The organism is Desulfovulcanus sp., from assembly GCF_982781345.1.
On the sequence record NZ_CEYAEZ010000010.1, the window covers coordinates 41,577 to 53,653 of the forward strand.

At 41.6% G+C, this 12,077-nt stretch carries 13 protein-coding genes; all 13 read right to left on the minus strand.

Annotated elements, in window-relative coordinates; translation table 11 throughout:
- Positions 1-25: 25 nt before the first annotated feature.
- Positions 26-1,462 carry a cobyrinic acid a,c-diamide synthase CobB gene (locus AC3WVG_RS02975; RefSeq protein WP_488796692.1) on the minus strand — a complete coding sequence of 479 codons (1,437 nt, stop codon included), beginning with the start codon at positions 1,460-1,462 and terminating at the stop codon, positions 26-28.
- 151 nt (positions 1,463-1,613) lie between these two features.
- Positions 1,614-1,856, minus strand: coding sequence for a dissimilatory sulfite reductase D family protein (locus AC3WVG_RS02980; protein ID WP_488796703.1), 243 nt, complete (start codon positions 1,854-1,856; stop codon positions 1,614-1,616).
- Positions 1,857-1,923: 67 nt separating this feature from the next.
- The gene (gene dsrB, locus AC3WVG_RS02985) at positions 1,924-3,087 is read right to left on the minus strand and encodes a dissimilatory-type sulfite reductase subunit beta (RefSeq protein WP_488796693.1); all 1,164 of its coding nucleotides are present in this window, start codon (positions 3,085-3,087) and stop codon (positions 1,924-1,926) included.
- 12 nt (positions 3,088-3,099) lie between these two features.
- Entirely contained in the window at positions 3,100-4,413 is a 1,314-nt protein-coding gene (dsrA, locus tag AC3WVG_RS02990) for a dissimilatory-type sulfite reductase subunit alpha (protein WP_488796694.1), read from the minus strand.
- 378 nt (positions 4,414-4,791) lie between these two features.
- Positions 4,792-5,421, minus strand: coding sequence for a tetratricopeptide repeat protein (locus tag AC3WVG_RS02995; RefSeq protein WP_488796695.1), 630 nt, complete (start codon positions 5,419-5,421; stop codon positions 4,792-4,794).
- Between the two features lie 482 nt (positions 5,422-5,903).
- On the minus strand, positions 5,904-6,263 hold the full coding sequence (locus tag AC3WVG_RS03000) for a hypothetical protein (RefSeq protein WP_488796696.1): 360 nt from the start codon (positions 6,261-6,263) through the stop codon (positions 5,904-5,906).
- Positions 6,264-6,974, minus strand: coding sequence for a YkgJ family cysteine cluster protein (locus AC3WVG_RS03005; RefSeq protein ID WP_488796697.1), 711 nt, complete (start codon positions 6,972-6,974; stop codon positions 6,264-6,266). It lies immediately after the preceding gene.
- Positions 6,975-7,137: 163 nt separating this feature from the next.
- The gene (locus tag AC3WVG_RS03010; protein WP_252379495.1) at positions 7,138-7,326 is read right to left on the minus strand and encodes a ferredoxin; all 189 of its coding nucleotides are present in this window, start codon (positions 7,324-7,326) and stop codon (positions 7,138-7,140) included.
- Between the two features lie 332 nt (positions 7,327-7,658).
- Positions 7,659-8,816 (minus strand): sulfate reduction electron transfer complex DsrMKJOP subunit DsrP, encoded by a 1,158-nt coding sequence (gene dsrP, locus AC3WVG_RS03015; protein ID WP_488796698.1) that lies wholly within the window; start codon positions 8,814-8,816, stop codon positions 7,659-7,661.
- A 10-nt stretch (positions 8,817-8,826) separates the two neighbouring features.
- Positions 8,827-9,576 (minus strand): sulfate reduction electron transfer complex DsrMKJOP subunit DsrO, encoded by a 750-nt coding sequence (gene dsrO / locus AC3WVG_RS03020; protein WP_488796699.1) that lies wholly within the window; start codon positions 9,574-9,576, stop codon positions 8,827-8,829.
- A complete protein-coding gene (gene dsrJ, locus AC3WVG_RS03025; protein WP_488796700.1) occupies positions 9,576-9,959 on the minus strand; it encodes a sulfate reduction electron transfer complex DsrMKJOP subunit DsrJ in 384 nt (127 codons plus the stop codon). Before dsrJ ends, dsrO begins: the two co-directional genes overlap by 1 nt.
- Entirely contained in the window at positions 9,960-11,591 is a 1,632-nt protein-coding gene (gene dsrK / locus AC3WVG_RS03030) for a sulfate reduction electron transfer complex DsrMKJOP subunit DsrK (protein WP_488796701.1), read from the minus strand. It lies immediately after the preceding gene.
- A gap of 5 nt (positions 11,592-11,596) precedes the next feature.
- On the minus strand, positions 11,597-12,077 hold a 481-nt coding region (locus tag AC3WVG_RS03035), incomplete at its 5' end, for a respiratory nitrate reductase subunit gamma (RefSeq protein ID WP_488796702.1).

Below are 12,077 nucleotides of genomic sequence, written 5' to 3' on the forward strand. Positions count from 1 at the left end.
AATGGTGAGTGATTACAAAAAAAAGCTACTCAACAACAATCCTGGGACATTCTTTAAGACCTGAGTCCATAGCTTGCTTAAATTTTTCCGCAGCCAAGACAAAATTTTTAGCCCAATCAGGAGACCCTAATGCATGAATATGCGCATAACTGGCAAAAACATTTTTATAAAGAAGTCCATCCATTCCATCACACATACCAACACCACGCTTTAAACGCAAAGCAAAGTCCAAGTCCTTATTAATGTCCTGACAATCTGAGTAATGAAACTCATGACCTACTATCTTTTGACCTTTTTTATAAAACGGATTGGGCAAAATAATTTCTGCTTTTACATATCCATGACCTTGAGGTTTTTTATGGACCTTGGTCTGAACAGGCAAAACCCCGGTCATAGGGTAGGTCAGTCCCTCATAAAATAAATTTTGGCATAGATACATGAAGCCGCCACATTCTGCATAAATGGGCATACCCTTTTCTGCCAGATTCTTGACAAGAGTCCTCTTTCTAGCGTTAGCTTCAAGCTGCCCGGCCATGGTCTCCGGGAAGCCACCTCCAAGATATAGAGCATGTATTTCTGGCCAGTCAGAGTCATCTAAAATACTCAAGTTTACAACCTTGGCTCCTTGTACCTCCAAGGCCTTGATATTTTCTTCATAATAAAACCAAAGAGAGGCATCTCTAACTACCCCAATAACAACATCACTAGAGCTCTTTTCTGGCCAGACTGGATCAAATGATGATATCTCTACTTCTTTTGCATTACGAGCAATTTTTAATATTTTATCTATATCAACATAATCTTTTACTATCTTGGCTAGCTTATTAAATATAGTATCTAAATCTTGATACTCTTGATCAGAAATTAAGCCCATGTGTCGCTCAGGGATAGGATTCTGACGCATCCTTGGCAAAGCCCCAAGGACGGGAATGTCAGTATACTTTTCAATCGACTGGCATAAAATTTTGCGGTGCCTATCACCAGCGGTCTGATTAAGGATAATCCCGGCCAAGTTTAAATCCGGCTCAAACAGTTTGCAGCCCAGGACAATGGCCGCCATGGTTCTGGTCACCTTAGTACAATCTGCAACCAATATAATGGGCGCGTCTAACAAGCGTGCAAGCTCAGCCGTAGAATATGATCCGGCAACATCTTTGCCATCAAATAGGCCACGATTACCTTCTATCAAAGCCAAATCAAAATCGGATGAATAAGACCAGAAAAGTGACTGAACTTTAGAGGAGGGAAAAATAAAAGGGTCCAGATTTGATGCCGCCTGACCCGCAGCCAGGCTCAGCCATTTGGCATCTATATAATCTGGGCCCTTTTTGAAAGGCTTGATTTTGAGTTCTTGATCTCTATAAGCCCTAGCTAGGCCTAAACTAACTAAAGTCTTGCCTGAGCCCCCTTTGAGGCCAGCAAGAATAACTCGGGGAAAGGAAAATTTTTGGTTTCTAACCACTATGAGATAGCGCCTAAAGTGCTTTATTTAAAATGCACTAAAGTGTCTAAGGTTCAAAAAGGCCAAAAGGCTAAAAAAAACTTTCTTCTCTCATTTGTCAAGAAACTTTAGGCTCTTTCAACTTTAGTGCACTTTAGGCACAATCATCAAATTACTCCTCACCCTCAGTGGCATGCTGCTTTCCAGCTCCAGCCAAGCCATACATGGTGGTACTACCGCTGGACCAGAACTCCAGTACGCCTTCATTTATTAACTGAGTCAAAAGTTTCTTAACTTCTCTGGTTTTCATATCTGGCAAAAGCTTAGTGAAATCATTGAAATAAAATTTACTTTTGCTTTTGGACTTGGATTTAATAAAGTTTATAATTTCTTGTTTTGCAGCTTCTTTATCCATGTCTAAAACCTCTCTAAATGTTTGAGGGCGCAAGAAGTTCATGCGCCCTCTATTTCATTGTTTAATCCTAAAACTTAAATTGTGTGGTTTGTCTCCATGTGTAGTAAGCAGGATCACGGAAGTCATCGATGAGGTGGTGGGTGAATTCGAGGTCACAAATCTCAAAGAAGCGCTCCCAGCCAATACGCTCTGCCCAATCGCCAAGACGTTCGTATTTACGTGCGTTTTTAGCGTAAGCCTCAACGATTTTGCGCATTACTTTAGCCAGTGTTGGCCAACGTGGAGGCTCATTAGGAATAAAAGCAACTACTACTTTGGAGAACTTAGGCTGGCTAATACGGTTTGAAATCTTACCACCGGCCATAATTACCAAACCATCACCTTCTTTATCTGCCAAGGGCAATGCAGGACACATGGTGTAACAGTTACCGCAGAACATACACCTTTCCTGCTTGATGGCTACAGTCTTTACCTCTTTTTCCTCTCCAGACTCGGTGGTAATCTTTGTCTTAGTCGGACGAATAGCGCCTGTAGGACAAGCTGCTACAGCCAATGGAATTTCACACAAGTTTTCCAGCCATTCATGGTCAATAATTGGAGGCTTGCGGTGATAACCAAGGATAGCAATATCAGAACAATGTACAGCACCGCACATGTTCAAGCAGCATGCCATTGCGATTCTTAACTTGGCAGGCATCTTCATCTGCTGGAACTCTTCGAAAAGCTCATCCATAACGACCTTAACAGTACCAGAAGCATCGGATGCAGGAGTGTGACAGTGGATCCAACCCTGAGTATGAACTATGTTGGTTATACCTGCACCAGTTCCACCAATGGGGAACTTGTAACTTCCACCGGGATGCTTGCGGCTGGACAGGTCTTCTTTCAGAGCATCCAGCTTGTCTTTGCTATCCACCATAAACTCAATATTGTTTCTGGTGGTAAAACGGACGTAACCATCGCAATGCTTGTCAGCAATTTCGCAGATCTCACGAATAGTCTCAACACTCAAGAGCCTTGGAGAACCGCAACGTACAGTGTAAACTTCGTCGCCGCTCTCAGCCTTGTGCATTAATACGCCTGGCTCCAAAATTTCATGCCAGAGCCACTTACCCTTGTTATTCTTAATAACAGGTGGAAGAAATTCTTCATAGTACCTAGGGCCAATATCAGTAATCCTGTTTTCCATTGGTTTGTCAGGATTGTAATATCCAGAAGGAATAAAAGCCATTTTTTACCTCCCCTATCTCTGATGGAGTTTTCTGAATTCTTTAATATCACGCTGCCATCCGCCAGGAACCTCTTCCTCTTTCCAGAAAATATAAGGATTGTGTCTTGGTTCCTGTACATGCTGAGGCATTGGCTTGATGCCAGTAACTTCCAAAAGCTTCTGAAAACTCAAGCGTTTGATTGTCTCACCCAAACGCTCACGGTTTTTACCTTCTTCCATCCACCAATCCCAAACATTTTCAATAACTTCCTTAATTTCATCATAAGGAGGCTCAACCTTAATGAAAGGTACAAGCAGAGAACTCATTTGAGCTCCGTCAAGGATTGGGGCCTTAGCGCCAACCAGAATGGACAAACCACGATCATTACCAATACGCAAAGCCCTTGGCATTGTATTGATACAATGCATACAGCGTACACACTCTTTGTTATCAATAACTAATTTTCCATCCTCTAAACTCATGCATTGAGATGGACAAAGATCAATAACTTCTTTCTTGATATCAAATGGGCCCCATTCACCATCAGCATGAGCCCCAGCATTCGGTTTCAGTTCTCCACCAATATAGGCAGCAACTGCTTCCTGATCAATGCGGATCTCATCACGCCAGGTTCCGATAAAAGACATATCAGAACGGGCGATAGAAGCTACGCAGCCATTCGGACAACCGTCAAATTTGAACTTGAACTTATAGGGGAAGGCTGGCCTGTGCAACTCATCCTGGTATTCCATGGTCAATTGGTAGCAAAGCTCTTGAGTGTCATAACAGGCAAACTCGCAACGAGATTCACCCAAGCAACAGGCAGGTGTACGCAGGTTTGAACCAGAACCACCCAAGTCCTGATTCAACTCATGAGTCAATACACCGAAAATTTCTTCCAACTGCTCTGTCCTGGTACCCAAAAGTACGATATCACCAGTAGACCCATGCATATTGGTTAAACCAGAACCGCGAAAATCCCAAAGGTCGCAAAGCTGGCGCAGATATTCAGTAGTATAGTACTTGCCAGCAGGCTGGTTAACGCGAACGGTGTGAAAATGAGCAACGCCAGGAAATTTATCTGGCTGGTCACAATAACGACCAATTACACCACCACCATAACCGAAAACTCCAACTATCCCACCGTGCTTCCAATGACATGTTCCATCATTGTAGGACATCTCCAAGATTCCCAACACGTCATCACAGACATCGACAGGAATTTGATATTCCACTTCATTCTGCTTCTGATGCCTGGCCTCAGACTGCCTCTTAATCTCAGACACGAAACTTGGCCATGGACCACTTTCAAGCTGGTCCAACAAAGGGGTTTCATGTTTAGGCATTGCAATTCCTCCTTAAATAATAGTTACGCCCTTATTAAAAAAAAACCGTCCTACCCAAAACCATACAAGTAGGCAAACGGTTTAAACCACGAATTTACTACAGGCTAGATTCTTTTGTGAATTTTCACACAACAAAAAGTTCTTGTCAACCGAAAATTAAATTTCTGTCTCTCTCTTTCTTAATCAAAACCCATGGCCCAAGATTAACTTCTTTGGATGATTGGAGAAGTTCTGTTTATTCCCTGAATAGCGAACTCACATAGCCTTTACTCCTCAAGTTAATTCACAATAACAGGCTGGCCAGGAAAATCATGAGCCATTACCCATATTCATTCGATCAATCAGTCAGCTGGATATGCTTCTAGATACAAATGATCATTAGCGATATTTTTCAATTTCCTGAAGTATCTCCGGGGCAACCTCATACCCAGTTTCTATTGCTTTATCAAAGCACTCAACCGCCTTCTTATACTCTCCCTTTTCCAAGTAAGCTAAGCCCATGTTATTGTAAGCTGGTCCAAATTTGGGTTCAAGTTCAATGGCTTTCCTTGATTGTTCAATGCACCCATCTAAATCTCCTTCCATAAGATAGGCACTGCCTAAGGTAGCATGGGCTTGAACAAACTTTGGATCAAAAGAAATGGCCCTTCTTAAACTTGCGATGGCTTTATCAACTTCATTTTTCTGTAAATAAACAAAACCCATATTCCCATGAGGGACTGCAAAACGTGGCCGTATTTTGGAGGCCATCTGATTATAGCTGAAGCAGGCATCAATATCTCCCTCGTACATAGCTATTCCGCCCAATTGAACATAGGCTTCAGCAAGATCTGGAGAACATTGTACCGCTTTTTTGAAGGCATCTTTTGCCTTTTCAAATTCCCGTTTAGCCAGATAAGCAACTCCCAAATTATATTGAGTTATTCCGCATTCAGGATTGGCTGCTAATTTGGACTTTAACTCTTCAATTTGTTCTTCAATAGTCTTTTTTTGCTGTTCTTGAGTCATATTCCTTCCTTCTCTATGTTTAGAGTTTAAAGCGTCAATACCTAGGATACAATGAGTCTGAGGCCAAACCCCATTTTGACTACAAGATTAGAAGTTCTGATTTCTTGAAAGCATTACAAAGGGCTGGGTAAGACATCTTGGCGAAGCTTGCAGATAAGCAGAGCATCGGGGGTGCCAAAGCTAAATATCCGGGAGTATTTGCCATAACTATCGACAATAAAAAGAATATTCATTTATCTCAAATGTACCATTATGCTCTGCCTGCAAGCAAGCTATAGATGGCTCCAGACATTTGCACCAGCATGGAAGAAATCAGGATTGAAAAAAATTATGTAAAATTGTCCTCTTAAGTAAGGTTTGGCCCCTGACTCACATTGTTACAGGATAGAACTATATAAAATTAAAAGTCATTCATAAAATGATTTTTTACAATCCTTAACACTAACATGATTACCTTATTTAAAACTTCTGTTGACTTTTACTTATAAACTTTTTTTAAACTCTTTATTTTCTCTTTTTAATAGCTCATGATACCATAATGAAAATTCATACATAGCCCGATACCTATCATCACCATTAACAATCCCTAAGCAAATCTCTAACACTCCCTGTCCATAGGCATTACTATAATCATCTGGCTGACACTCAGATAAAAAATCCCTCACTAACTGCTTTGTTGTACGGTTTGTTGTATCAGTTTTTACCTTGCGAGGATCATTTGGCTCTTGAAAAGGATCCCATTTTTCATAACCTATGCGGTCAATAAACTTCTTCCGCCTTGGAGACAGAGAGTCATAAATCGCTCTTTTTTGCCTTTCCTGTTCATCGACCAGAATTTTCATTTAGTCCCCCTCACCTAACACCCATTCATTCGTCACTTTTTTTTCTTCATCAGACACAGGCAGATTCTCTCTTATGCCAAGATATTCATTATCATATTCTGTAAGCAAAGCCATTGAGACCGGCACCAAAACTGTATGTAGTTGAACATATTTAGTATTTAAACTTTGGACTAGATCATAGCTTATCAAAAATAACTTCTCATAAATCTTATCCATATTAACAGTAGGATAAGAGCGTCCAGGCTCAAACCCAGACAGACCACAAGAACGGCTCTTTTGATTAATAGCCATAGGCAAACCATATAAACGGCATGTAACGGGCCTTACATCATACAACTCACATTTATTATCTTCTCCAAGTAAAGGACAACGGACTCTTTTTTTGGCTATTTCAGCTAAAATTTTTTCTTCTTCTTCACCTTTTTGTTGAGCCTTGAAAGCTTGTCTCTTAATCTTATATATTTGTCGATCTGCTTTATCAGCACGAATCAGGATTTCATTGCGCCTTTCTTTATCTAATTCTTTAAAATGATGATTTAAGTAAAGAGCCTCAATGAGGGGCAAATCAAATAGTGCATAACAGCAATCGCTGCAACCAAGGGTACATTTGACCCTATCAGGATACTCTTCTTTAACCTTTGAGAATATATTATCTACACTTTTTAAAAGCTCTTCGTATTGTTTAAAATAGTAGCTAAAATCTAAATCCATTCATTAACTCCTTTTATTTGGCACTATGATCCATATTCTAAGATTAGCACCTTAGAATATAGATCATTTTACCAAAAACTATTTTGGATAAAGTTTATTGAGAGGATTGTAAGATGGGACTACAAAGTGATAGGGGGGCAAGGTTATTGCCCCCCATTTTAAGCTAAATCTCTTCTAAAGTGATGGCATCCTGTTCGCAAACTTCAATACAGGACTCACAACCAAGGCATTCTTCTTCATTAACAGGTACGGCTTTGCCATCTTGAAGTTCATAAACTTCGACAGGGCAAACATCTACGCATTCACCATCGCCTGTACACTTATCCACATCAACTGTAATTTTATAAGCCATAGCAAACCTCCAAAAAAATTAATAGGTTAAAAAATTTAGTTACAAAAACTTGGTCAGTTTTTGCCTAAAAATAATTTGTGTTAAGCGCATTAGTCATAATAAGTAATTATTGTCAAGATACGAGATAAGAAAATTGTGACTTTAAACAACAGGCTCAATGTGTAACCTATTAAAATGATTTAATTTTATAAAACTGACAGGATAATTAATCGGTTCTATATAATATCACATTCTTTCAAGGATCTAGTCTTTTAAAATAAAAATTTTCTGAAAAATAAAAATTTCGCAAGTTCAATATAAAAAGCCTCGCCAGTAGACGAGGCTTTTGTTCATTAGGCATCAACCTCTTTTTTAACTCCTACAGCAACTTTGTATAGAATTGTCAAAATAAAAAATCCAGCAGCATAGACTCCAAGTGTTACCATCAACTCAAGTTTTGTTGGTATATATTCAGTAATTTCCTCTAAAGGATTGGGGACAAAACCACCTGAAATCATACCCAGGCCCTTGTCAATCCAACAACTCAAAAATACCAACACGCAGGCAAAAGCCAGGACATTGTCCGCTTGCCTGTTTTTCGGATTTAAAAGGATAGCCACGGCAGCAAGTCCAGCTATAACAGAAGCCCACATCCAGGGAACATAAGTACTATAGCCGTGTAAGCCAAAAAAGAGGTATTTAAAGTGCAACAAATGATCTGGTATCTGGCTATAGCCAACTGTAAAGACTTCCAATCCTAGGAAAAATAGGTTGGTGATAATGGCGTAGGTAACGATCTTGGCCAAACTCTGAATGGCCTCTTTGCCTGGATCCCATTTTGTGAATATTTTTACAATATAGCATAACAGGATAAGAAAAGCAGGCCCTGATGCAAAGGCTGAGGCCAGAAATCTTGGTGCCAAGATAGCTGTCAACCAGAAACCGCGACCTGGCAGGCCACAATAAAGAAAGGCTGTAACAGTGTGAATACTCACTGCCCATGGAATAGACAGGTAAATAAAAGGCTTAATCCAGCCTGGTGGGGGAACCTGTTTGCGCTCTGCTTCCAGTGTTACCCAACCAATTAAAATATTTAAAAACAAATAACCGTTCAAGACAACCATATCCCAAAACAGGATTGAATTAGGTGTTGGGTGTAAAAGAACATTAAAAAGTCTTTGCGGCTGGCCCAGATCGACCACAATAAAAAGCAGGCACATAGAGACTGCCGCAACAGCCAAAAATTCTCCCAGAATCAAGACCCTCCCAAAGGCCTGGTAATGATGCAGGTATTTAGGAATAACCATCATTACAGCAGATGCTGCTACACCGACTAAAAAAGTAAACTGGGCAATATAAAATCCCCAAGAGACATCACGGCTCATACCGGTGATGCTCAAACCTTGATTGAGCTGCACCAAATACGCTCCAAAGCCAACACCTATTATGGCCAGGAGAAGGCCCAGCCATCCCCAATATATCTTACTTCCTTTTATTGCCTTTTCCAGCATTTTCCACCCCTTAGATTAAGTAATACACACTGGGATCAGTTCCCAGGCCTGGTTTACGGCGGATCGAATACCTTTCTTTCAAGACCTGCCTTACCTCGGAATGTGGATCATTAAGATCCCCAAAGTAAATTGCTCCCTTAGCCGCCTCTACACATGCAGGCCTTTTACCCTCGTCCAACCTTTCTGCACAGAAGGTACACTTTTCAACCACACCCTTGGTGCGGGTAGGAAAGTCTGGATTCTGTTCTTTTAAAAACCTTCTGGGGTCAGCAAAGTTAAAACTCCTGGACCCGTAAGGACATGCAGCCATGCAGTAACGGCAACCTATACACCTGTGGAAATCCATCATAACGATTCCGTCAGGGCGCTTAAACGTGGCCTTGGTAGGACACACGCGCACACATGATGGATTCCCACAATGGTTACATAAAGCAAGTGTATGTTCCTCAGGGACTTCTTTCAAAAACTTGTGCATCTGACCCGGAAACAGTTTTTCAAATGGAGCACTCCAAATCCATTTTATGTTCTGTTTGGAATTTATCTTGGGCACGTTGTGAATGCTATGACAGGCATGGACACACTCTTCCATCAATTTGTCATCCAACTTACGAGTATCAATAGCCATTGCCCAGCGAACACCTTGACCATGCCCTCCTTCTCCGCCTCCATGGCCGGATGCCTGTAAAAGTGAAGGACATATGCTCCAACCCAGGGCAGAAAGGCCAGCTATCTGTAAAAATTTTCTTCTACTGCTTTTCATTACTTTTCCCCCTTTGGAGCCACATGGCAGTCCCAACAATAGGGTTTAACTGCCAATGAGTTATGACACCTATCGCAAAACTTCTCCTTATTATCGTGACACTTCATGCAGGTCTTGGTCAGGCTCTTATTAAAAGTCTTCCCTGCGACCATACTTTTGTATTCCCGATGCCCTTCACGTACCACTTCATCTCGCCAGTGATTTAAGAGCTGCATATGCTCAGCGCGCATCCATTCAGTCTTTTCCACACACTCTTTAGCTTCCTTGGGCAGTTCCAATTTTGGCCTGGTATAAGCAGCATTTCCTACATTATACCAAAATGGAAAGGTAAACAGGAGCACAAACACGGCCAGCCCTGCAATGATCTTACCGCCATCGTACATTTATATATCCTCCTTTCCTGGTAAGGGTTCACCGCGCAAGTTGGTCTCCCTCTCCTGTTCCCCAGGCAAGACAAGGGCATTACCAACTAATTCATGAAGACCGGTTACCTGCACACCAGGAACCCAGTAGTTCATCGAGTTGGGAAGTACGGCCCTATCAATGGCGCAAATACATCCAAGCATATTCACACCGTACTTCTCATGCACATACTTGACTGCGTTAGCTCTTGGCAGTCCTCCCATCATCCTCAATTCTTCATTTTCACCCGCATTGAGACCAGCTCCGCCGCCACAGCAGAAAGTCTGCTCGCGGATTGTATTTTCGGGCATGTCATAGAAATGGTTACAGGTATTTTTTATGATATATCTTGGCTCTTCATGAAAACCCATCCCGCGAGAAGGATTACAGGAATCATGAAAGGTCATAATCAGATTGTCATTGCGGCTCTTATCCAATTTGAGCTTGCCGTGCTTAATAAGATCAGCTGTAAACTCAACAATGTGGACCATCTTGGTTGCTTTGGCATTCTCAAACTTGGTGCCAGTGATAGGAGATACAGGCTCTTCTAGAAAATCTAAATCGCCGACCATATCCTGTTGCATAGTGGCCATATACTGATGAATGACACGCCACATATGGCCGCACTCACCACCAAGGATCCATTTCACGCCCAGTCTCTTGGCTTCCAAATACATCTTGGCATTAAGCCTTTTCATCATTTCATGGGATGTAAAAAAGCCAAAGTTACCACCCTCAGAAGCATAGGTGCTCCAGGTAACTTCTAATCCATACTCTTCCTTCAGATAATGGAAAAGCATCAGGTAGCCCATACAAGTGTATGTACCTGGATCGGCAAAGACATCACCAGAAGGTGTGATAAATAAAATATCAGCTCCCTTCTTATTGAAGGAAGGCTCTGGACGGATACCTGTGATTTCTTCAATGTCATCACAGAAGAAATCAATCATGTCTTTAAAGGCATGGGGCTGAATACCCAGGTGGTTACCTGTCCGGTAACAATTAGCCACAGGAGTTGCAATCCAGTCGATATTTAGACCTAAAAGGTTAAGCAGTTCGCGGCCTAAAATTGTTATTTCAGCCGTATCAATACCGTAAGGACAGAAGACAGAGCAACGGCGACACTCAGAACATTGAAAAAAGTAATACCACCATTCTTTGATTACTTCGGGAGTAAGCTTGCGCGCTCCGGCAAACCTGCCCAGAATCTTGCCCGCTTTGGTAAACTCACCGCGATAAATGGAGCGAAGTAATTCAGCGCGTAAAACTGGCATATTCTTTGGGTCACCAGAACCAATAAAGTAATGACATTTATCAGCACACGCGCCACAACGTACACAAATATCCATGAAGACTTTAAATGATCTAAACTTCTCAAGCCGCTCTCTGATACCTTGGATTATAATTTCCTTCCAGTTTTCAGGAAGCTTCCAGTCATCATCTAAAGGGTTCCAGTCCCTGGCATGTGGCATACCAACCGCCTCCAGGCTCTTGGGGTTGGCAGCATAACAGTACCTACCAGGCTTAATCTCCACAGGCACATCCATCCAATCCTTTTTGGGCGGCCTGTGGTTTATACTTGCGAATAATTCTTGTGGTTTTGGTGTAGCCATACTCTCTACTCCTTATTCTCAACTGGCTGTTCTAAGGGCTTTTCCACTGGTAATCCAGCCTCTACCATTCTTTCTCTAAACTCATCCTCATAGGCCTCGTAAGTATGAATCTTTACAGGATAATTCCACGGATTAATATGTGTTTTCATCCTGCTATTATTAGCTAGATTTCTGGTTGGGCTTAAAAATACTCCGCCCATGTGCATAAGTTTACTCAGAGGGAAATAGATGAGGAGCACAGAAACTAAAAAGATATGGATGTAAAAAATAGTTCCCACACCTTCTGGGACCTTGGGATTGAAGGTAACCAGGCCCATGGTCAATTCTTTTACAGCAACTATATCTGTTTTGATAAAGTAGCGCATGAAAATTCCAGAAAGAACTATACCTAAAATAAGGAACAAGGGGAAATAATCAGCAGGCAGGGAAACATACCTGACCTGAGGGTTAACCAGTCTTCTCAGGAAAAGATAAGATACCGCGACC

Bases quoted from the DNA above. Each gene is read 5' to 3' on its own strand.
- AC3WVG_RS02980 (WP_488796703.1), bottom strand. From the start codon at position 1,856: ATGGATAAAGAAGCTGCAAAACAAGAAATTATAAACTTTATTAAATCC.
- dsrP (WP_488796698.1), bottom strand. From the start codon at position 8,816: ATGCTGGAAAAGGCAATAAAAGGAAGTAAGATATATTGGGGATGGCTG.
- dsrK (WP_488796701.1), bottom strand. From the start codon at position 11,591: ATGGCTACACCAAAACCACAAGAATTATTCGCAAGTATAAACCACAGG.
- dsrB (WP_488796693.1), bottom strand. From the start codon at position 3,087: ATGGCTTTTATTCCTTCTGGATATTACAATCCTGACAAACCAATGGAA.
- dsrA (WP_488796694.1), bottom strand. From the start codon at position 4,413: ATGCCTAAACATGAAACCCCTTTGTTGGACCAGCTTGAAAGTGGTCCA.
- AC3WVG_RS02995 (WP_488796695.1), bottom strand. From the start codon at position 5,421: ATGACTCAAGAACAGCAAAAAAAGACTATTGAAGAACAAATTGAAGAG.
- AC3WVG_RS03000 (WP_488796696.1), bottom strand. From the start codon at position 6,263: ATGAAAATTCTGGTCGATGAACAGGAAAGGCAAAAAAGAGCGATTTAT.
- dsrO (WP_488796699.1), bottom strand. From the start codon at position 9,576: ATGAAAAGCAGTAGAAGAAAATTTTTACAGATAGCTGGCCTTTCTGCC.
- AC3WVG_RS03010 (WP_252379495.1), bottom strand. From the start codon at position 7,326: ATGGCTTATAAAATTACAGTTGATGTGGATAAGTGTACAGGCGATGGT.
- AC3WVG_RS03005 (WP_488796697.1), bottom strand. From the start codon at position 6,974: ATGGATTTAGATTTTAGCTACTATTTTAAACAATACGAAGAGCTTTTA.
- dsrJ (WP_488796700.1), bottom strand. From the start codon at position 9,959: ATGTACGATGGCGGTAAGATCATTGCAGGGCTGGCCGTGTTTGTGCTC.